At 56.9% G+C, this 21,759-nt stretch carries 17 protein-coding genes; 9 read left to right on the forward strand and 8 right to left on the reverse strand.

The annotated features are described in order from the left end of the window. Nucleotides 1-305 precede the first annotated feature (305 nt). The gene (locus tag HZB23_14570; protein MBI5845880.1) at nt 306-2,024 is read right to left on the reverse strand and encodes an FHA domain-containing protein; all 1,719 of its coding nucleotides are present in this window, start codon (nt 2,022-2,024) and stop codon (nt 306-308) included. Nucleotides 2,025-2,320: 296 nt separating this feature from the next. Between HZB23_14570 and pckA the strand changes: the two genes are divergently transcribed. The 6 genes from pckA to HZB23_14600 all read left to right on the forward strand — a co-directional run bounded on the left by pckA (nt 2,321) and on the right by HZB23_14600 (nt 10,041). After that, on the forward strand, nt 2,321-3,913 hold the full coding sequence (gene pckA / locus HZB23_14575; GenBank protein ID MBI5845881.1) for a phosphoenolpyruvate carboxykinase (ATP): 1,593 nt from the start codon (nt 2,321-2,323) through the stop codon (nt 3,911-3,913). Between the two features lie 229 nt (nt 3,914-4,142). Continuing rightward, nucleotides 4,143-5,384: an AmpG family muropeptide MFS transporter gene (locus HZB23_14580; GenBank protein ID MBI5845882.1), complete on the forward strand. Its 1,242-nt coding sequence runs from the start codon at nt 4,143-4,145 to the stop codon at nt 5,382-5,384. After that, nucleotides 5,374-7,119 carry a hypothetical protein gene (locus HZB23_14585; GenBank protein ID MBI5845883.1) on the forward strand — a complete coding sequence of 582 codons (1,746 nt, stop codon included), beginning with the start codon at nt 5,374-5,376 and terminating at the stop codon, nt 7,117-7,119. Before HZB23_14580 ends, HZB23_14585 begins: the two co-directional genes overlap by 11 nt. A gap of 264 nt (nt 7,120-7,383) precedes the next feature. Continuing rightward, a complete protein-coding gene (gene dctP / locus HZB23_14590) occupies nt 7,384-8,445 on the forward strand; it encodes a TRAP transporter substrate-binding protein DctP (protein MBI5845884.1) in 1,062 nt (353 codons plus the stop codon). A gap of 7 nt (nt 8,446-8,452) precedes the next feature. Continuing rightward, on the forward strand, nt 8,453-9,265 hold the full coding sequence (cbiQ, locus tag HZB23_14595) for a cobalt ECF transporter T component CbiQ (GenBank protein ID MBI5845885.1): 813 nt from the start codon (nt 8,453-8,455) through the stop codon (nt 9,263-9,265). Beyond that, on the forward strand, nt 9,262-10,041 hold the full coding sequence (locus tag HZB23_14600) for an ABC transporter ATP-binding protein (GenBank protein ID MBI5845886.1): 780 nt from the start codon (nt 9,262-9,264) through the stop codon (nt 10,039-10,041). The genes cbiQ and HZB23_14600 overlap by 4 nt, the downstream gene beginning before the upstream one ends. Before the next feature lie 674 nt (nt 10,042-10,715). On the opposite strand, the gene HZB23_14605 is transcribed toward HZB23_14600, so the two are convergent. The 4 genes from HZB23_14605 to HZB23_14620 form a co-directional block, all read right to left on the reverse strand. Further along, on the reverse strand, nt 10,716-11,366 hold the full coding sequence (locus HZB23_14605) for a class I SAM-dependent methyltransferase (GenBank protein MBI5845887.1): 651 nt from the start codon (nt 11,364-11,366) through the stop codon (nt 10,716-10,718). Nucleotides 11,367-11,605: 239 nt separating this feature from the next. Beyond that, complete coding sequence (locus HZB23_14610; GenBank protein MBI5845888.1) at nt 11,606-12,349, reverse strand: lytic transglycosylase domain-containing protein; 744 nt, start codon at nt 12,347-12,349, stop codon at nt 11,606-11,608. A 12-nt stretch (nt 12,350-12,361) separates the two neighbouring features. Next, on the reverse strand, nt 12,362-13,075 hold the full coding sequence (locus tag HZB23_14615) for a TIGR02266 family protein (protein ID MBI5845889.1): 714 nt from the start codon (nt 13,073-13,075) through the stop codon (nt 12,362-12,364). 126 nt (nt 13,076-13,201) lie between these two features. After that, nucleotides 13,202-16,567 (reverse strand): UvrD-helicase domain-containing protein, encoded by a 3,366-nt coding sequence (locus HZB23_14620; GenBank protein MBI5845890.1) that lies wholly within the window; start codon nt 16,565-16,567, stop codon nt 13,202-13,204. A gap of 98 nt (nt 16,568-16,665) precedes the next feature. On the opposite strand from HZB23_14620, the gene rdgC reads away from it, so the two are divergent. The 3 genes from rdgC to HZB23_14635 all read left to right on the forward strand — a co-directional run bounded on the left by rdgC (nt 16,666) and on the right by HZB23_14635 (nt 19,311). Continuing rightward, nucleotides 16,666-17,283 carry a recombination-associated protein RdgC gene (gene rdgC / locus HZB23_14625; protein MBI5845891.1) on the forward strand — a complete coding sequence of 206 codons (618 nt, stop codon included), beginning with the start codon at nt 16,666-16,668 and terminating at the stop codon, nt 17,281-17,283. Nucleotides 17,284-17,289: 6 nt separating this feature from the next. After that, nucleotides 17,290-17,817, forward strand: coding sequence for a hypothetical protein (locus tag HZB23_14630; GenBank protein MBI5845892.1), 528 nt, complete (start codon nt 17,290-17,292; stop codon nt 17,815-17,817). Nucleotides 17,818-18,087: 270 nt separating this feature from the next. Further along, nucleotides 18,088-19,311: an ATP-binding protein gene (locus tag HZB23_14635; protein MBI5845893.1), complete on the forward strand. Its 1,224-nt coding sequence runs from the start codon at nt 18,088-18,090 to the stop codon at nt 19,309-19,311. 211 nt (nt 19,312-19,522) lie between these two features. On the opposite strand, the gene HZB23_14640 is transcribed toward HZB23_14635, so the two are convergent. The 3 genes from HZB23_14640 to radC all read right to left on the reverse strand — a co-directional run bounded on the left by HZB23_14640 (nt 19,523) and on the right by radC (nt 21,724). Further along, the gene (locus HZB23_14640) at nt 19,523-20,608 is read right to left on the reverse strand and encodes a hypothetical protein (protein MBI5845894.1); all 1,086 of its coding nucleotides are present in this window, start codon (nt 20,606-20,608) and stop codon (nt 19,523-19,525) included. A 166-nt stretch (nt 20,609-20,774) separates the two neighbouring features. Next, on the reverse strand, nt 20,775-20,993 hold the full coding sequence (locus HZB23_14645; GenBank protein MBI5845895.1) for a DUF2442 domain-containing protein: 219 nt from the start codon (nt 20,991-20,993) through the stop codon (nt 20,775-20,777). Then, nucleotides 20,990-21,724 (reverse strand): DNA repair protein RadC, encoded by a 735-nt coding sequence (radC, locus tag HZB23_14650; protein ID MBI5845896.1) that lies wholly within the window; start codon nt 21,722-21,724, stop codon nt 20,990-20,992. Before radC ends, HZB23_14645 begins: the two co-directional genes overlap by 4 nt. Between the last annotated feature and the right edge of the window lie 35 nt (nt 21,725-21,759).

The following is a 21,759-nucleotide window of genomic DNA, read 5'->3' on the forward strand; positions in this document are numbered from 1 at the left end:
GGGAGATGAACACGTCAGCGCGGTCGGACGCACCAATTCCCTGAGCTTCTTTTTTTCTTCTTTCTTTCCCTCTTACCCTACCGGCGGGGCCTGGGGGGGCTCACGGGAGATGAACACGTCAGCGCGGTCGGACGCACCAATTCCCTGAGCTTCTTTTTTTCTTCTTTCTTTCCCTCTTACCCTACCGGCGGGGCCTGGGGGGCTGAGGGAGATGAGATGCAAGGAAGGCGAGGAGGGCGGGAAGGACGCGTACTAAAAGTACGCGACGCGCCGCCCGACGAAGTCTGACGCCGCAGCTCGCTCCCTCAGCCCCCCAGGCGGCAGGCGGGGCAGAGGAATTGGTTGTCCTTGGCCGCCATGCACTTGTCGCAACAGGGCTTTTTGCACTTGGGGCAGATCACGTCCGCGAAGCGGTCCGGGTGCCAGGGGCAGATGTTGGCCCCGGCGCGTGGGGGCGCGGGGCTTGAGAGCGCTGCTTCGACTGCCTTGGCCGGTGAAAAAGAGGGCGGGGTGTCGCGGGAGCCGGGGGCCTCGTCTCCGGTCTTTTGGGCCGGGCTCACCGGGCCTTCCTCCTTTGGGGAGGGAAAAGAGCGCGTTTCGATGGTCCCGGACAGCGCGGATGCCTGCTCCTCCTGCTCCTTTACGGGCGACGGCGCGGAAATGGCCGGGCCGTTTACGGGCGGCGGTTTGGGGGCCGGGGAGGGCTTGGGGGCGGCCATGTTGTTCAAGTTGTGGAAAAGGGTCTTGTCCGCCGGGTCGTCGTCCTGTATCGATTCGTCGTCAATGCGTTCATCCGGCCTCACGAAGCGGTATTTCACCGTGTCGAAGGCGACGGTCATGCCGGATTCCAGGCGCACCCTTGTGTGGGGGCTTATGGGCTTGTCGTTTATTATGGTCTTGTTGGCGGAATTCTGATCCTCTATGTAATAGGCTCCGTCCTTGAATTCTATGACGGCGTGAAAGCGCGAAATGGCGGGGTTGTCTATCACCACCTCGTTGCCCTTTTTGCGGCCTATGCGGGTAATGGGGTCGCGGATGATGATGGGCAGAAAATCCGGCGTGCCCGAAAGAGGGAGCATCTCGGCCTTGGGCTGGACGGGCTTTCTGGAAAGATCGGGGCTGCCCAGAAATATGGCGTCCCGTCTGAGTATTACGCTCTTGTGGGTTCTTTTCCTGTGCATGAAAAACAAGACTGCGGAAAGGCAGGCGGCAAGCAGGAGGCCGCCCAGAAGCACAAGGCCGGAACCGGCTTTTTCTTCGGCTGGGGGCGTTGCCGGGCTGGCGGGGGGCCGGACGGCGGGGGCGGGCTGCGGTACAGCGGTCGCGGTTTCAGGGGCTTTTTCGGTCTCGTCGGGCGCAAGGGCCGCTTCGAGGACCTCGTTAAAGACGCCCCTTATCTCCTCCGGCAAAATTGCCCTGTAGTAGCCGCCCGAAGTGCGTTCGGCAAGGCTCTGGATGAGCTGGTAGTCGGCTTCCTCGGTGAAGGCCGCGCCGAATATGCGCACCCCGTTTTTTTTGCACTGGGCCGTGATGTCGGTTAAGAGCCACTCCCTCTTTCTTGCGTCCTCCTGCCTGTCGCCGGTATCCACTATGCCGTCGGTGAGGAAAACGATGATCTTGCGGCTTTCCGGCCTGCCCTTTTTAACAAGCTCGTAAAGGGCGCGTTCGATTCCCGCCGGGCTGTCGGTGAAATCATCGGAATAATCAACTGCCGTGATTCCCGAAAAAAGCGCGTCAACCGCGCCCGCGCCCGAAAGCAGGATAAGGGGCACGGTCTGCCTGGCCAATTTTCCGAAGACCACCATGCCGCAGGCAGAGCCTTCGGGCAGGCTCTGGATGAAGTTTTTCACAAGCTCCCGGCTCAGAAACTTCGGGTCGTTCTTCCTCATGCTCCGGGAGTTGTCCAGAACCAGCACAACGTCAAGAGTCGCGTCGCCCGAAGGCTCAGCCGAAACCTGGCCGGGAATCCCGAAAGCCGCCGCCAGAAGAACAAGCATCAAAAGGCCCGCGCCAAAACGCCGCATAAGTCCGTCCCCCCCTTTGTCCTGTATCGGATCATTATCATTTACACCAAAAAGCGGTTTCGGGCAATTCCTCAATAAGGGTTGGCTGCATCGGCGGGAAAAAATGCATCGGAAGGGCGGCCCGCCTTTTTCCCAAGGCCCCGGATTTCAATAAAAATCATATTTTTGGGCCAATCGTTGACACTCGTGTTGCCTTGATGTTTTTTTCCGTGTTATACATTTTCGTTTATGAGAATTTACCGTGGGGAAAGGCGCAAGCCCAACTCTTTTCCACCCAAACCTGCCAAGGAAGAACCATGACACTGGATGAAAGACGCAAAGACGAACTTACCGGCTTAGGCCTCACCAACCTTGGACAAATTTACTGGGACAAGCCCGCTCCGAGCCTTTACGAGGAGATAGTGAGGCGAAGGGAGGGAATAATCTCCTTCATGGGGCCGGTGGTGGTAAGAACCGGGCATCACACCGGGCGTCTTCCCCACGACAAGTTTTTCGTCAAGGAGCCCACGAGCTGCGACAAAATCTGGTGGGGGGATGTGAACAAGGGCATGGAAGAGGCCAAGTTTGACATCCTCTACAGAAGGATGCTGGCCTATCTCCAAGGCAAGGACCTCTTCATCCAGGACTGTTACGGCGGCGTCGACCCGCGTTACCGGGTGCCCATCAGGGTGATAACCGAAAACGCCTGGCACAGCCTGTTCGCCCGCAACATGTTTTTGAAGATCAGGGACAGGGACGAGCTGGAGGCCTACCGGCCCGAATTCACCATAATAAACGCCCCGCGCTTTCACGCTGTGCCCGAAATCGACGGCACGCGCTCGGAAGCCTTCATCATAATCAACCTTGGCCGCAAGATCATACTGATCGGCGGCACCAGCTACGCCGGGGAGATCAAAAAAAGCATCTTCACCCTCATGAATTACCTCCTGCCCCAGAAAAACGTGCTTTCCATGCACTGCTCCGCAAACGTGGGGGATAAGGGCGACTGCGCGGTGTTTTTCGGGCTTTCGGGCACGGGCAAGACCAGCCTTTCGGCGGACCCGGAACGCAAACTCGTTGGCGACGACGAGCACGGATGGAGCGACAACGGGGTCTTCAACTTCGAGGGCGGCTGCTACGCCAAGGTGATAAGGCTCTCGCCCACAGCAGAGCCCGACATCTACGCCACCACCCGCATGTTCGGCACCATCCTGGAAAACGTGGGGATCGACCTGGAAACCAGGAGGATCGACCTCAACGACGCCAGCCTCACCGAAAACACCAGGGCGGGCTACCCTCTAACCCACATAAGCAACGTGGTGGAGGAAGGCTTTTGCGGGCACCCGAAAAACATCGTGATGCTCACCTGCGACGCCTTCGGGGTCATGCCCCCCATCTCCAGGCTCACCCCGGAGCAGGCCGAGTACCACTTTCTTTCGGGCTACACCGCCAAGGTCGCCGGAACCGAGGTGGGCCTCACCGAGCCGTCCACCACGTTCTCCACCTGCTTCGGCGCGCCCTTCATGGCCCTTCCCCCAAGCGTCTACGCCACCCTTCTGCGGGAGAAGATAAAGGCGCACAAGGTCAACTGCTGGCTTCTGAACACCGGATGGATGGGCGAGCCCGCAGGAAAAACCGAGCGCATCCCCATACGCTACAGCAGAGCGCTTGCCAAAGCGGCCCTTTCCGGCGAGCTTGACGGCGTACCTTACGAAACAGAGCCCTTTTTCAGGCTTTCCATACCCCAAAGCTGCCCCGGCGTGCCGCCCGAAATACTCAATCCGAAAAACGCGGCAAAGGACTGCGCGGAATACGAAAACCGGGCCAAAAGCCTTCTGGGCAGTTTCAGGAAGAATTTCGACCAGTTCGCGGATTGTGTGTCGCCTTCTGTGCGCTGCCTTCTGGATTAGCAGCCCGTCTAAAAAGGCAACTATACAGGCTGATCAAAAACGATGAGCCGCAAGGCGTGCGAAAAGCCAATGAGTCAAGCGTACTAAAAGTACGTGACGGAATTGGCTTTGATGCGCGAACACTGCCGGATCGCGTTTTTGGACGGCCTGTTAACTTCCAGGGTCCCCGGACGGAACTTGTCCGGGGCCGGAAAAAGAAAAAACCGTGACCGAAAAAGCCAAACCTTCAATGATAAAGGCCCTGGCCAACCCGCGAATGCTGGTGAGCCTTCTCATGGGCTTTTCCTGCGGCCTGCCGCTTCTTCTCACCATAACGGTGCTCCAGGCCTGGATGAAGCAGGAGGGCGTGGACCTTGGATCCATCGGGCTCATCTCCCTGGTGGGCCTGCCGTACACGGTAAAATTCCTGTGGGCGCCCTTTCTGGACCAGATCACCCTCCCGTTTCTGGGCAGAAGGCGGGGCTGGCTCCTGGTGGCCCAGATCGCCCTTATGGGGGCAATAGTGGGCCTTTCCCGCTCGCACCCGGCCCAGTATCCGTGGCTCATGGCCCTGGCCGCCCTTGGGGTGACATTTTTTTCCGCCTCCCAAGACATCGTGGTTGACGCCTATAGGCGCGAGGACCTCACGGACGAGGAACTGGGCCTTGGCTCGGCGCTTTACGTCAACGGCTACCGTCTGGGGATGCTCCTGGCATCCGGCCCCGGCCTCATAATGGCCGACTACATGCCCTTTTCCTCGGTCTATCTCATCATGGCTGCCTGCATGATTCCGGGAATCGCCACCACCCTTCTGGCCCACGAGCCCAAGGTGGAAGGCAGGCCCCCGCGCACCCTCCGTGACGCCGTGATCCTGCCTTTAACCGAGTATTTTTCACGTGAAAACGCCGTCTGGATACTTATCTTCATCCTGTTCTACAAGCTTGGCGACACCATGGCCTCGTCCATGACCATCCCCTTTTACCTGGACATCGGCTTCACCAAGACCCAGATAGGTGCGGTGGTGAAGCTCTTCGGGTTCTGGGCCAGCCTTGGGGGCTCGCTCATCGGCGGCATTCTCATGGTGAGGCTCGGCATCAACAGGAGCCTGTGGATTTTCGGCGCTCTCCAGGCCGTGGCCCTCATCGGCTTTCCCATCCTGTACTGGTCCGGCACCAACACGGTGCTGCTCGCCGTGGTCATCACCCTGGAGAACCTCTGTTTCGGCATGGGCACATCGGCCTACGCTGCCTTCATGGCGTCAATAACCGACAAGCGTTTCACCGCCACCCAGTACGCGCTGCTCTCAAGCCTCATGGGCATACCCCGCGTGGTGATTTCAGCGCCCACCGGCTTCATGGCCGAGGTCATGGGTTGGCCGGTGTTCTTCTTCACCTGCATGGCCGCAGCCATTCCGGGGCTTCTGCTCCTGGTGAAATTCGCCCCGCTGTGGGCAAAAGAGGCGGCTGACGGGAAAGCGAAAAATGGCATCTGATTTAGGCGAAAGCGATCTTGCCGCACGGGGGCCGGACATTTCGGAGGTTCGCGCCCACCTAATGGCCATGGAGCCCGAAAAGGCCCATGACGCCATTCTGGACCACCCCTGGGCGACCGCCCTGGTGCGCTCCTTGGCGAGCCAGGACTTTTACCTTCTGGTAAAGGAAATCGGCCCGGAAGACGCCATAGAACTTCTGGCCCTGGCTTCCCAGGAGCAGTGGCGGCACTTTCTGGACGTGGAAACCTGGAGCCGGGACCGCCTGGACCTTTCGCGCATGGACTACTGGCTTGACATCCTCCGCCAGGCCGACCCGGACCGGCTGGTCAGCTTTCTGGAAAACGAGGAGCCCGAAGCCTTCAAGTTCTGGCTCAACAAGAGGGCCAAAATAGTGGCCCTGGACGAAGACGAGGACCCCACCGACCTTCCGGGCGACTGGTTCACCCTGGACGGCTCCATGTACCTTCAGACCATTTCGGACGACACGCCCGAAACAACCGCCGGAACCGAACCCGCAACCGATACTGCAACCGAATCGGAATCATCCGGGGTGGACCGGGACAACCTTGTGCGGGCCATTCTGGACCGTCTGGCCGGAAGCGATTACGAGATATACCGGGCCTTTCTGTTCGAGACCAACGTGGTGATTCCGAACGAGACCGAGGAGGAGCTTTTCAGGCTCAGGAACGTGCGCCTTGCCGAGCAGGGCTTTTTGCCCCATCACGAGGCCGTGGCGGTTTACGCCCACCTGTCGTCCAGGGACATGGCAAGGTTCCGAAAGGCCGGGGAACCGGCCAAAAAAGCGGAAACTCCCCAGCCCCTGCCCCTTTTGCCCGGCTTCACCAGAACGGCGGGCCTTTTTACGGACGCCCTGGCCCGGTTGAACGACCCGGAAACCCTTCTTGCGAAGGAGGAGGAATTCGCGGCCCTGTGCAACCTGATCGCCTCTGCGGACCAGATACGGGTTAACGGCAGGGACGACCTGGCCGCAGTGGTGCGCAAGGCCTGCGGCTACATCAGCATGGGGATCGAACGCCTTGGCGGCAGCGCCCCGGAAGCGGCCTCGGCCCATATCGGGCAATACCCACTGGACGCCCTTTTCCGCCTGGGTTATTCCTCTGTTCTGGACATAAGGGCAAAGGCCGTTACATGGCGCAAGGAGGCCTGGTTCCAGCGGGTCGGCCTGCCGCTCGATTTCTGGGGCGAAACCTGGCTCGGCCACTTAGGCGGGCTTTTGCTCAAAAAGCCCCTTTGCTTCGACAACTACCAGTCGGGCAGGCTCTACCGGGAATTCGACAGCCTTAACGACGCCAAAACGGCGGAAAACGCCCTTTCAAAGGTCATGGCGCTGGATTCCTTCCTTTCCGGCTGGAGTGTTGACCAAGGATTTCTCAAGGTTCCCGGCCTTTGCTGGGACGCCATGATTCTTACGGTCTGGGCCAGGGACTTCTGCGGGCTCGCCCCGGAGTTTGCCAGGCTCACCCGGAGCGAGTTCAAGGATTTCTTCACAAATCTGTGGGATGCGAGCCGACCCGTTCAGAGGGTCTCCCTGGAAGCGAAAAAGGCCTTTCTGGAATTTTGCGTCAAAATGAGCGGCTGGGACGAGGAAAAAATCAGAACCGGCTTGGGCGATGTTTTCGACGCCCTCTTCACCGAGCTTGAGGAGGAGTACGGCGCGGTGGCCGTATCGAGCCTGGAGCCCGCTCTGGTGCGGCATCTGTGGGCAATGCCTTGAGCGCCCGTCTAAAAACGCGAATCGCTGTGTCAGACTTCGAGGCGCGGTCCGCCACGTACATTAAGTACGCTTGCTCCCGCGCCACTCGTCAACCTTAGCGCTTCATCGTTTTTATCCAGGCTTAACGTCGCGCCTTCTCAAAGGGTGCTAAAAATAACGTACATTAAAAGCAGGTTGATCGATTTTTTTGACGGGAGTTTTCCGGGGGTCGTTTAAAGGTCAGCATCCGGTTGGCAAGGCTGACCGACATGGGAGGAACGTCTGATGATGCGTGTAAAAGCTGTCCGTTTTTCCGCCGTACTCGGTTTCTGTCTCGTTTTCATTTTCGCTTCTTCGGTTTTTGCGGCAAACGCCCCAAAGGCGAAGGCGGCCCCGGCCAAAAAGGGCAAAATTGTGTGGCGGGTGGCCACTGTGGTTCCGGGCGGCATGGGCTGGAGCAAGAGGGCCAAGGAAATCCTCCTTCCCTACATCGACCGCTTCACCGGCGGCGAGCTTGACGTCAAAATCTTCTGGGGCGGCATCAAGGGCGACGACGACGCCATCCTCAGGCAGGTGAAAAGGGGCGAGCTGGAAGGCGGCGGCTTTTCAGGCTACGGCACTGTTGCGGCATGCCGGGAATTTTCCGTTCTAACCCTTCCCTTTTTGTTCAAAAACTTCGATGAGGTGGATTTCATCAGAAAATCCATGTATCCCGAGTTCGACCGACACGCTGAAAACAGGGGCATGAAGCTCCTCTTGTGGGTTGACCAGGATTTCGACCAGATTTACTCAATGAAACACGATCTCACATCCCTGGCGAAAATCCGGGCTTCCCACTTCGTGCGCTGGTACGGTGACATAGAAAAGCACCTTTTTACCACCCTTGGTGTTAAGTCCACACCGGCAAGCATAACGGACATAAACCGCATAATCGGCAAGGGCGAGGTTGACGCGGCAATCGCTCCGGCCATGTGGGTTTTAGGCTCCCAGATTTTTCCCTTCGTCAAATACATCCTGCCGGTAAAGGTGCGCTACTCGCCGGTGACGGTGATGATTTCCAAAAAAGTCTGGAACGCCGCCCCCGAACAATACCGCATAGATTACATGAAGGAGCGCGAGGCCATAACAAGGGAGTTCAACGATTATTCCCGCAAGGACTCCGAACGCTGTATGCGGGCGATGATAGCCTACGGCATTGTGGAAGTGAAAATCGACCAGAAGGAGGGCGCCCAGTTGCAGGCCATGGCGAAAACCGTCTGGAAACGCGCCGCCGGCGACCTTTATCCCCAGAGCCTTCTGGACGAGGTGATTGCTAAGCTGGAGCAGTACCGCAAAGCAAAAGGCTGACAGGCGAGTGGGCAGACTGGAATCGAATCTTTTGGACATGGCCCGGCTGGAGGACCTGGCGGCGGGCGACAGCTTCGTCCACCGGCTGGACCCCAGGTCCAAGGTCATCGTGACCGCATTTTTCCTTGTCACGGTGGTCTTGCGGGACAGCCGCGACCTTTCGGGCCTTCTACCCCTGGTTCTCTACCCGGTGGCGCTTCTGGCCGTGTCCGGCCTTCCTGCGGGCTACCTTGCGGGAAAGCTCCTTCTGGCAAGCCCCTTCGCCCTTCTGGTGGGAATCTGGAACCCCATCCTGGACCGAGAGATCATAGCCCACGTCGGCCCCTTCGGGGTGTCGGGCGGGGTGATCTCGTTTTTGTCCATCATGCTGCGTTTCGCCCTCACACTTTCGGCGGCCCTCATCCTGGTGGCGGTCACGGGCTTTGACCCCGTGTGCAGGGCCCTCACCAAAATGCGCGTCCCACGGGCCTTCGTGGTGCAACTGGGCCTTTTGTACCGCTACATCTTCGTCCTGGCCCGTGAGGCGGGCCGCATGATGAGGGCCTACTCCCTACGGAACCTCGCGGACGAAAAGCCCACCATGCGCATGTACGGCACTCTTTTGGGGCATCTGCTCCTCAGGGCCATCGACCGGGCCCAGAGGATCCACATGGCCATGCTGGGCCGGGGTTTTGACGGGGAAATGCGGATGATGCGGCCCATGCGCATGACCGGCGCGGATTTCCTGTACATCGCCTTCTGGACCGGCTTTTTCATTCTGACCAGGGTTTACGACCTGCCGCTTCTGCTTGGAAGCCTTGCCACGGGACTTGCGCCATGAGCCATCACATCGTTGAGGTGAAGGACCTTCACTACAGATATCCGGGCGGAAAGCGCGAAGCCCTTTCCGGGGTCGGCTTCCGCATAACCCACGGCGAGTGCGTGGGCATAGTGGGGGCCAACGGGGCGGGCAAGTCCACCCTCCTGCGGCACCTTAACGGCTACTGGGTGCCTGAAAACGGAACTGTGCAGATCGGCGATTTTCCGGTGACCAAAAAAACCGTGAAGTACGTGCGGCGCACGGTGGGAATGGTTTTCCAGGACCCGGACGACCAGCTTTTCATGCCCACGGTCTACGACGATGTGGCCTTCGGGCCGCTCAACATGGGACTTGAACCCCAGGAAGTGGCAGAAAGGGTCAACCGGGCGCTGGAAACCGTGGGCGCAGGCCACCTTGCCGACCGGCCCCCATACCGCCTTTCGGGCGGCGAAAAGCGGGCCGTGGCGGTGGCCACGGTGCTTTCCATGTCGCCGGACATCCTGGTGCTGGACGAGCCCACATCGAACCTCGACCCCAGGGCAAGAAGAAGCGTGATGGAGCTTCTGCGCAGCTTCGTCCACACAAGGATCATAGCCACCCACGACCTCGACATGGTGCTGGACCTCTGCCCGCGAACCATCGTGATGTGTGAGGGAAAGGTTCTCGCGGACGGCAACACCCTTGAAATATTCAAAAACGACGAGCTTCTCTCCCGCTGCCGCCTGGAGCGGCCCCTAAGGCTCCAGGCCTGCCCGGTGTGCTCAGGAAGCGTGTTCTTCCCGCCGGTGTTTGATTGAGGCGAAGTTGCATTCAAATAGAAATGGAAAAATTCCCGGACGAGGATGGGACCGCTTTAGGAAGGAAGAAGGGGTAATATTGTCATCACAATATACATGCACCACATAATCACTATTACTATCTTAAAACTCCACTTATTTTTATCAGCATAAAAAATCCTTAGGTTTGTCTCAACTCGCCCCATTACTAATGAATCACAAATAGAAAACAGAATAATCAAGGAACATAATGCACTTATAGTGACCTCTTTAAAATTATCAGTTTGGATAATATAATAACAATAAATTATAATATTTATTAAATATACAAAAATTACTTTTGACGTAATTACTCTTTTAAATATTATAGATATATTACCATAATATTTTTCCTGGATATATAATTTTTGATCCATTGTTTCAGTTTTTTTTGTGCTACATTCAGATTTATTATATTTAAAAATAGATAGTATAAATGCAATTAACAATAATATAACCCCAAGTAGCTGAAAAATAAAAAATGTTTTTTGCGCGCTACTCAAAAAGCTCATAACAATCATTAAGACGCCGAACCCCAATAGCAACCTTACGATAAAATAACTACTCTTTTTACTTACCATTCCATCGAGTCTTTCATTGAAGATGAATACTATCGTATTCGCACCATTTTCCTCGCTGACGGTCCACTTCCCCTCTCACCCCGCCTGCACGCCGCCTTTGCGCCGTAAAATCCCCAGGGTTTTGGTCATGGGAAGTTCGTCCCAGAGGCCGGAGGCTTTGGCAAGCTCGTAAACGTGGCGGGGGGCCTGTCCGCCCTCGTCGGGATCGAAGAAGATGTCGTGGATGACCAGATACCCTCCGGCCTTCACGAAGCCGCTCCAGTTCACGTAATCGGTGGTGGCCGCCGAAAAGGTGTGGCCGCCGTCGATGAAGACGAGCCCCAGGGGCGTGGTCCAAGATTTGGCCGCAAGGGCGCTTTTGCAGACCAGCGGTATGACGGTGTCGTCAAGGTCCGCGAGGCTCAGGGTCTTGCGGAAGAAGCGGAAGGTGTCCATGAGGCCCGTCACCGGGCAGACCAGTTCCGGGTCGTGGTAGGCCTCGCCCGGCTGCTGCTCCTCGTTTCCCCGGTGGTGGTCTATGGAAAAGAGCACCGCGCCGTTTTCCCGGCAGGCCGTTCCCAGAAACAGTGTAGATTTTCCGCAGTAGGAGCCTATTTCCAGGCAGGGGCCGATTTCCGCCGCCAGAAGGGCTGTTTCGTAGAGCCTTTCCGCCTCTCCATCATCCATGAAGCCCTTCACCGGCAGGGCCAGCAGCCCGCTCACCGTCGTTTCAGCCGTATTTCCCATTAATCCGCCTCCAATAAAAAAGGCCCTCAACGGGGCCTTTCAAAAATCAAAATCAGATGGCTGCCTCACCCAAAAGCCCGATTCCTTACCAGCCTGTTGAAAAAGGGCCGAGAAGACAGCCTGGATAAAAACGATGAGCCGCAAGGCGGGCGAAAAGCCAATGAGTCAAGCGTACTGAAAGTACGTGACGGAATTGGCTTTGAAGCACAACACAGCGGATCGCGTTTTTATCCAGGCTGTCACTGGTAGGTGCGCGTATCCGCCAGGGCCTTGTCCTCCGGTTTGACCTCGGTTCCGTCGGCCCGGAAAACCGCCGCGTCGGAGTTGGTCTGGCGGGCGGCGTAAATATTGTAGATTTCCTTGACCCGGCTTACGTAGGAGCGGGTTTCGGGAATGGACGGGATGCGCCTTCCGCATGAATCCACCGCGCCGGGACCGGCGTTGTAGGCGGCCAGGGCCAGATCGACTTCGTTGCCGTAATTGGCCATCATCTGTGAGAGGTACTTGGACCCGCCCATGATGGAATCGCGGGGGTTATAGGGGTCTTCGATGCCGAGCTTGCTGTAGTTGAAGGGCATGACCTGCATGAGGCCCTTCGCCCCCTTGGGCGAGCGCGCGCGGGGATTGAAATTGGACTCCACCTTTATCACGGCCTTGACGAGCGCGAACTCCAGGCCGTAGGTCTCGGCGGCTTCCCTTATGATGTTGTCGTAGGTGTCGCGGTCGGTGAAGCGCGATTCCCGGCTGGCGTAGTACCTGGCCGCCCGGACCTTTTTGGATGAGGTGCGGGAGCGCTTTTCCCTGATGAAAACCCTGTAGCCCTTGTGCTTGGGGGTGTCCGTGAAGTGGGTCACGCCGTCTTCGTCAACCCAGCGGAAAACGTCGGCAACGGCGTTAACGCCCGAAAAAAAGAAAAAAAGAGCGGAAAGAAACAAGGTTCCCGAAAGAAGAAGCGGAAGGCAGGTATTTCGCTTTTCAGTCATGAAGCCCCCTGGTCAGGGTTTACTCAAAATGTCGGAAAGCCTTTTGGCATCGCCAGGGCTCACGACGGTGAACTTGACCCCCATGCCCACGGGCCTGGCGACCGGATCGTTGGTCTGGCTGCGGCTCCACGCCACCGTTGCGGTGACGGACATGGGTTTTTCATCATCCGGCAGATGAATGTCTAAGGTGAAAATCTCGCCCTGGTTCAGGGGGGTCGGGGTCTTAATGAAAAGACCGGTTCCCGATACGTTGTGCGTGTATGCTTTTACAAACGAGCCCTTGTCCTTGAAGGTGAGGGCCAGTACCTTTGGAATTCGCAGCTCCCGGCGGCAGTCGGTTTTTCCCACGCAGGCGTCGGTGGTCTGCTTGAGCCTTATGGCAAGGCTTTTGATGACGAGCCTGAAGGTCGGGGTCATCTTGTTGTATTCGTGGTCCAGGCTTTTTCGGTCTATGACCCCCACCACAGTGTTCCCAAGGGCCCTTGCCGATGCGGTTCGCGGGTAGCCGCCTATGAAGGCCAGCTCACCGAAAATCTCGCCCTCGCGGGCAACCGCTATCACAACGATTTTTCCGTCCACCAGCCGGTACAGCTCCACGGCCCCCGATTCCACGACGTACACCCAGTCGCCGGAGCTTTGCTCCTCGAAGATGACCTGGCCGTCCTCGTAATGTTCCTCTGAAACCACGTCAATCATTCCGGCCTCGTCGAGCCTTTCCCCGTTCAACCCGTCCCCTCCCTGCCGCTTTCAGCCTTGTGAAAGTGTCTGTTTCCGGTCCATTTCCGGCGGCATATTTCGAGGGGTAAATTCACCTTACCCTAAATTGACGCCTTGTTCAACATTAAAGTGATCTTACGCGAAATCGAAGGACATCTGGGTCGGCCCCAAGGGCCTTTTTTTTGCCGGGCCGCGCGGGCGGTCTTCTTCCAAACAGTCTGAAATCTCAGCTAAAAACGGCGAAATGGCTCGATCTTCGGTGTTGCCGAAAACAATTCTGCGGCTGGCGGCTGTGAACCGCAGGACCCTCCGGGCGCGGGTGGCGGCCACGTAAAAGAGGCGGCGCTCCTCGCCCGGATCGCCCGGTTTTCCGGGCATATGAAGGGGAAAAAGCCCGTCCTCGCACCCGGCCACGAAAACCGCCTCAAACTCCAGGCCCTTGGCCGCGTGAACGGTCATGACGGCCACGCGCTGGGCTTTTGGATCAAAGGAGTCCTCGTCCCTTGCCAGGGCTGAAAAGGAGAGGAAGCGGGCCGTGTCTCCCCCGAAATCATGGGCCTTTTCCGTCAGCCTTTCATATGCGCTTTTCGGGCCGCCCATGGTTTCGGACACACCCAGAAATTTTCCGGCAAGTTTTATTTTTTCCGCCACGGTCCTGCCCTTCATGTTCTCCGACAGGATGCCGAGATCGGTTCCAAGGGCCACGAGCTTTCTTTGCGGGGCAAGGTCCAGGCCCGGCATGGGAAGGCGTCTCGCCTCGTGAAGGGCGTCGAAAAGGCTGGCTCCAAGGCGGGCCGAAAAGTCTTCAAGGGCGCGGATGGAAGCCTCGTTGACTCCCCTCTTGGCGACCCTGAATATCCGGGCCATGTCGGCGTCGGTGGCGGCTTTTTCCGAAAAACGAAGAAGGGAGAGGATGGCCGGGTTGGGCTGGGCGTCGAAGAGATTTTTCCTGTCCACGATCTCAAAGGGGATGCCGCTTCGGGCGAAGGCTTCCGAAATCGGGCCGAAAAGGGCCTTTACCCTGACCAGCACCGCGAAGTCCCCGAAGCCGAAATCCCGTTGATCCGCCCCTGCCCTGCCCGAATCCATGGAAAAATGGCTGGTTCCTCCCACCATGTTCTCGATGGCCGCCACTATGGTTTCGGCCTCGGCTGCGGGGGTGGCCGGGCGCGACAGGCGGATGGGGTTCTCCATCGGGATGCCCGATTCCAGGGGCTTTTTGGGCGTCCACAGGCGGCCTTTTTCCACGATCCGTGAGGCTGCGCCCAAAATGTTATCGCTGCTCCTGTAATTCCGCCAAAGCTCCACCACCCGCGCTTCCGGGTAGTCGTGGACGAAGCGGGTGAAGTAGCCCACGTCCGCGCCCCGGAACCCGTAGATGGCCTGATCCGGGTCGCCGATTGCGGCAAGGCTCGCGCCCGCAGGGCATAGCGCCCTCACCAGCCTGTACTGGCTGGCTGAAACGTCCTGGTACTCGTCCACCAGGACGTGCAAAAAACGGCGCTGGCATTTTTCCCTGAAATCCGGCTCGCTCTCCAGCATCCGAACCGTGCGGTAGAGAAGGTCGTCGGTGTCCAAGGCCCGGTTCCGGGCCAGAATGCCCTGGTAGGCGGAAAATGCTTCGGGATCGAGCCCCTCCCCAAGGTCGGGCTCGGCAACGGGTATCCACACCCTGTCCTTGGCCCGGCTGATTTTTTCCGCCACCTCGGCGGGCTTGGCGCCGGAAACCCCGCAGGCGGCCAGGGCCTTTTCAACGAAGGCCAGCCGGTCGGCCTCCGAAATCACCGAAAAGGGCCTTTCCCGGCCCAGGGTTTCGGTGAGGAGCATAAGCCCCAGGGCGTGGAAGGTGGCGACGGTGACGCCGGACGCTTCGGGCAGAAGGGCGGATATCCGCTCCTTTAGCTCTCCCGCCGCCTTGTTGGTGAAGGTGACCGCCAAAACGCTTTCCGGGGCCGCGCCCAGGTTTTTCACAAGATGGGCCGCACGATATGCCAGTGTGCGGGTCTTTCCGGTGCCGGGGCCTGCCACTATGAGAAGCGGGGCGGGAGGAGCCTCCACCGCCGCAAGCTGCTCAGGGTTCAGTTCCGGGGCGGCGGTTTCGGGCGCGGACAGCTTGGGGTGCGCGGGCTGGTCGGTCTCTTGGGAAATTTCGTCGGAACCGGCCTTTTCAGCTTTCTTCCTCCCTGCCCTCTTGGGCTTCAATGTCTCAGGAGCCCCGAAAAGCGCGTCCTGCCCAAGAAGGCTTTCGCGCTCGCCGGGGGCGAAAAGCCCGATTTCGCCGTAAACCCCGTCGTAGCCCGGAATCAGTTCCACCCGGCCCTGGCGAACCCGGCTCACGGCCTCTGCCAGAAGCGGGATCGGGAGCCTCGAAAGGGCCGCCGTGTCAGCGTTCCGAAGAACCCCGATTTCCGGGCCTATGGCCGTCAGGACAGCCTCGTAGGCCGCGTTCACCCTGCCCGTGTCCGGGCCGCAGGAAAAAATCTCCGCCAGGATTCCCGAAAGCCCTATAACGCTCTCGAAAACCTGCCTTTTCGGGCATTCCGCTTGATTTTTGCGGTCGGCAAGCTCGTTCACCCGGTAGAGCACCCCAAGGGTCAGGGGGTCGCCGCACACGGGGCATCTGCCCGAAAGGCGTACGGATTCTTCGGGATCGAGCCGGACATCGCATTTCCGGTGCCCGTCCGCGTGGTATTTTCCCTCCTCCGGGAAAAACTCCAGGGTGCCGATGAACCTTTCCGGGTCGCCCGTAACCAGCGCATCCTTAATATGATGGTAGGAAAGCTCCGTATCGAAGATGTTGGCCTCGCGCCCCAGTTTTTTGGCGGAATGTGCGTCGGAGTTGGACACCAGCACCCAGGGGTCCAGGCCCGAAACCCGCCGGTTCATGGGAGGGTCCGACGACAACCCGGTTTCGAGCGCCGTGATAAAGCCGGTCAAATCCCCGAAGCACTCCTCTACGGCATCAAAACCCGATTTTTCCCCAAGGAGCGAAAACCAGGGGGTCCAGATGTGGGCCGGGATGAACATGGCTTCCGGCGAGCACTCCAGGGCGATTTCCAACAGGTCCCTGGAATCGAGCCCCAGGATGGGCCGTCCGTCCGATTTTATGTTTCCGATTTTTTCGAGCCTCTTGTTGAAGCGGGAGGCGGCTTCAAGATCGGGGAAAAATACCAGGTTGTGGACCTTGCGGGTCCGCCCATCCTTCTTGTAAATATTTGAAATCTCGACTGATAATATGAAGCGCACCTCCGCCCTGCACGATGGCGGAACCGTTTGATCCACCGGCCCGGCGAAATCGTCCTTCAGGCGGAAAAGGCCGGGTTCGGCGGGAACGAGCTTTTCGGAAATCTCGGCGAACCAGGCCGGATGCGTGAAATCCCCCGTGGCCACGACATTCAGCCCCTTTTTCTGGGCCCAGAAATGGAGGTTCTCGAAATCGAGGTCGCGGGCCGTGGCCCGGCTCCACTTGGAATGAATGTGCAGATCGGCCAAAAATTTCATGGGGCTCTTTCGGGGTTGGCGTTTTCTTGTTGTACGCGAAAATCAGACGGGTTATACACCCCTCGCCCCATCAAAAACAACCTGGAGGAAACATCATCATGGGATTTTTGTCCGCGTCGGTGGCCGTAACCCGATACGCCGTAAACGGCGAGATTGCCGAGCCCTTCATGGAAACCGTGGCCAAGGGCCTTTCCGCCAACGTGATCCAAGAGATCAACGGCGACCCCCAGAAACGCTCGGTGGGCTGGGCTCCATTCGACAAGCCCTACACGCCGGATTTTTCGGCGGCCAGCTTCGTGGTGGCCGACACCGTGGTTTTCTGCCTTCGCATAGACAAGAAATCGCTGCCCGCCGGGACCGTCAAGAAGATGTACGCCGCCGAGGTGGACAGGCGCTTGCGGGAGTCGGGCCGGGAGTTTCTGTCCAAGGATGAGAAAAAGGAAGTGAAGGAGCATGTGGAAAACGTGCTTCTGATAAGAATGCCTTCGGTTCCGGCGGTTTACGACGTTCTGTGGAAGTACGGGGAGCAGCGGCTCTATTTTTTCTCCACCCAGAAGGCCGCCAAGGACGAGCTTGAAACCCTCTTTTACAAGAGCTTCGGCGCGCCTTTGATACCCCTTTTCCCCTTCACCACGGCGGAAACCTCCTGCGGGCTCACCGACGCCCAGATTGACAGCCTGGCCCAGGCCGCCCCCTCCACCTTCGCAACGGAGTAAACCGACATGCTGGACGTTAACTACAGCTTCAAACGCTACGGCTTCCTGGGAAACGAGTTCCTCACCTGGCTTTGGTACCTCACCGAAAACGACCAGAAGGCCGTGGCGGAAATACTCAAGGAATCCATCACCTTAACCCTCGGAAACCGCATAGCCCTGGAAAAAAAGAACAAGGACGACGTGGAAAGGGTGACGGTTAAGGGCGACACGGCCAGCATGGACGAGGGAATCCTGGCCCTGCGCAAAGGCGCGGTGGTGAGCGAGGCCCACTGGGTGATGGAGATGGCCGACTCCAAGTGGACCTTCACCATAAAGGGCGCGAGCCTGGACATCGCGGGCCTCAAAACCCCGCCCACGGCCCCCATAAAGATGAACGCCGAGATCGAGGGCGCGGTGCTGGAAAAGACCTCCCTCATCGACCGGCCCGTGAACGCCGTCAACGCGCTTTTCGCCGCCTTCGCAAAAATCCGCATATCCCCGGAATGGGAGAAGGTGCATGTTACCAGAATGAAGAACTGGATCCAGGGGGTCTGAGGGAGCGATCTGCGGTGTCAGGCGTCGACGGGCGGGGCGTAGCGTACTTTTAGTACGCGTCCTTCCCGCCATCCTCGCCTCCCTTGCATATCATCTCCCTCAGCCCCCCTGGCCGTGGCGTGAATGCAGGCTTGCAGGGTTTATTAGCGGGTCGGGCTGTTCCGCTGGATGGTATTCCTGATTTGATCCGAACCTAACACAACGTAATTCTTGACAAACGCAAAATTTCCGTCCAAAATGCAATCACACTGCATATTGGACGGAAATTTCATGTACAGGCAAAGAACAATCGAAGGATATTTTCGGCGGGCGTCGGAACAGTTTCCGGTGATGCTGGTTACCGGCGCGCGCCAGGTGGGCAAGACCACCTTTCTGTCCCGCATTTCGGAAGAGGGGCGGCGATACGTCACACTTGACGACCCACTTCTTTTAAACCTTGCAAAAACCGACCCCGGCCTTTTTCTCTCGCGTTTTTCCCCGCCGGTCATAATCGATGAAATCCAGTACGCGCCGGAGCTTCTGCCCTTTATAAAAATGGAGGTGGACAGAACCGGCCTTCCCGGCCTTTTCTGGCTTACCGGCTCCCAGCATTTTCACCTGATGAAAGGCGTTTCCGAGTCCCTGGCCGGAAGGGTGGGGATAGTGCGGCTCCTTGGGCTTTCCCGCCGGGAGGCAGAAAACGCGGGCTACGACTCGCCGCCCTTCCTGCCGGACCCCGTTCTTGTCCCGGACCGCCTTGCATCAGGCGGCGGGCTAGGATTGAAGGACCTTTACCGGACCATCTGGCGCGGCTCCTTTCCCGCCTTGGCCCTAAACCCCGGCATGGACCGTGACCTTTTTTACTCCTCCTACGTGGAAACCTACCTGAAGCGGGACGTGCGCGACCTTGCAAGGGTGGGGGACGAGGCGGCCTTCACGCGGTTTCTGCGGGCCTGCGCCGCCCGCACCGCCGGTTTGCTGAACATGGCGGAGCTTGCCAGGGACGCGGACATCGCGCCCAACACCGCCAAAAGCTGGCTGTCCATACTGGAAGCATCGGGAATCGTTTACCTTTTGGAGCCCTTCCACGCCAACGTCACAAAAAGGCTCATAAAGACCCCCAAGCTGTACTTTCTGGATACCGGGCTTTGCGCGTGGCTTACCGGATGGTCCAGCCCTGAAACCCTGGAGGCCGGGGCTCAGGGCGGCCAGATTCTTGAAACCTGGATTTTTGCGGAGCTTTTAAAAAGCTTTTGGCACAACGGAAAAACCGCGCCCTTTTTCTTTTTCCGGGACAGGGAGCAAAACGAGATCGACCTATTAATTGTGCAGGACGGAACCGCATATCCGCTTGAATTCAAGAAAAGCGCCGCGCCCAAAAAGGAGGACGCCAAGGCTTTTCCGGCCCTGTCCAAGCTAAAAATCCCCGTCGGCCCCGGAGGAGTCATCTGCCTCTACCCGGATTTCCTGCCTTTGAGCGATGGAGTGTTTTCAATCCCCGTTGGGGCGGTGTGAGAAGACAGCGGCAGTGGGCAGTCGCAACCGTAGGTTGGGCTGAGGAACGAAGCCCAACAATTGATCCGGCAAGGCGTGTACCTTCTGCCTGCCGCGCTGCCTGTCGGTGTGGAATAAAAGTTGAACCAATCTTAGGTTGGACCAAAAAAATATGGAATGAAATCAATTTGTTGGGCTTCATTCCTCAGCCCAACCTACGAGACCGCCAGCCTTAGACAACAGTGGCACCAATTCGATCTCTCAATCGCGCTATAAAAACTTCAAGTTTATGCTCATCCACCGTATCATCATCATTAGCTTCCCATTCGATGCGGTTTCTATGAGCAAGATCAAAGTGTACGCCTTCGATTTTGGCATTTTCGATTATCGGTTTTCCGTCTTTATTATATAATGTCCCAATTTTATTACTATATTCATCATATATATCTTGATTCTCCGCCCAGTCTTTACGGCAGGTGTATATGACTTGAAGCCCAAGGCCATAAGCGAAACCCGCTTCAAAATAAACCCCGCCACGATATCCGGTAAGATCGCAGACCATGAACTTGCTTCTGCGAATTTCCGCAATTATTTTATCATTTATATCACCATTATGTTCCACATTATCTATTCTAACAGCACGATATTTTGACTTTTCTTGGCCTTTCCCGGTATATTCGACAGCTTTTTCGATTGCTTTATAAATGATATCCATTTTTTGATTGAACCACATTGCAACAAAACATTGATTGCCTTCACCTTTAGTTTTTAATTCAGCTAATCTATTATACCCATTATAAGTAATATTAATATCTAACAACACAGAATTAATATTCAGAACAATTAATTTTGAATCATGTATTAGACTAAAAAATGGGACCATATGGCCTGCATCCAAACAATAAAATAAGGGATAATCATCATATATATTTAATGTTATTTGTTCGCCAACGTAGTTAGTAAGTTTATCTAATCTCAACAAAGCATTATTTATTAATTCAATACTATCCTTAACTTTATATGATTCATATAAGTCTTTTAAATCCTTAATAGATAAAAAATCATTTTTCCCCTTTAAATTATTTTTATCATCTTCATATCTATTCCTAAGAATACTGCATAATATTTTTTTTCTGCCACCCTTGAATAGATCATTAATACGCTGTTCATACGAAATATCGAATATATCACTTTTTGTATAAAGACTAACAAATCCACATTTTTTACATTTGTACTTCAAATAACTTGAGTCTTGGCTATAAGGTCTTTCATCAATTTCTGAAATATTTGAATCGTCACAAAAAAAACATTTATCCATTTCAAATACCTCGCCTTGCGCATGGTTATTAAATACACTGGCCTATCTTGATATTGCAACAAGTAGTCAGCCGCATACCAGAACTAGTGCCAAAATCATTGCTGCACCTCTTGTGCTTCGCACCCCGGCAACGAGTTGCCGGGGCCACCCATAGTTACCTTGGCTTTCAAACAACCCGGTCAACGGAAACGCCGCTGACGAGCGGGTAATTTTCCGGGTTCATGATGATTTCGGTTGTAAGGTCAACGTCCAGGTCGGGCCAGTGGAGGTGGCCGGGGCAAGGCGTTTCCACGTTCAGGATTTTTTTCACGGGCGCGTCCGCAAACCAGGGGAACTTGTCGAAGGATAGAAACATCTCGGAATCATTCAATAAAAATGCTTTCATATGCCCCTGGGGACTGCCGCTGTGTCGAATTCCGTATCCAGCCTTGAAATTTCGCCGTCCTCGGAGAAGGAAAAGTAGCGGTTCGCGCCTATTACAAGGTGATCCAGCACCCTTATGCCCATTACCCGGCAGGCGAAAAGCACCTCGCGGGTGACGGCGCGGTCGTCGGCTGAGGGGCGCGGCTCGCCGGAGGGGTGATTGTGGGCGATTATCACCCCCGCCGCGTGATGGGAAAGGGCCTTGCGCACCACCTCGCGCGGGTAGACGTGGCTCGCGTTCACGGTGCCCTCGAAAAGGGTTTCAACTCTTATCACACGGTTTTGTGAATCGAGAAAAATGGCCGTGAAGCATTCGGTCTTGCGGTCGCGAAGGTGATGATAGAGGTAATCGAAGGTTTCCCGGGTGGAGCGCAGGGGGTCTTTGCCCGCAAGGCCGCTTTCCAGAAATCTCTTGCTTACGGCCTGGACCAGGAGGATGCCAAGGGCGTTTTTGGGGCCGATTCCCTCCACCTGGGCCAGTTCGTCAGCATCAGCCGAAAGCACCCCAGAGAGCGTCTTGAAGCGCGCCATGGCCGCCTTGGCCGCGTCCTTGCAGTCCCGGCGCGGAGTGGCGAGAGTCAGAAGCAGCTCCACCACCTCGTAGTCATGGAAGCCCGTGAGCCCCGATTTCAGGAATTTTTCCCGAAGCCGCTCCCGGTGCCCCTCGCCCTTGTGCCCCGCCTTATCAATCATGTCGGATCCAAAAAATTGAAAATTTCCTTTTTGCC

The sequence above is a fragment of the Deltaproteobacteria bacterium genome (genome assembly GCA_016235345.1).
Taxonomy (GTDB): Bacteria; Desulfobacterota; Desulfobacteria; order Desulfobacterales; family Desulfatibacillaceae; genus JACRLG01.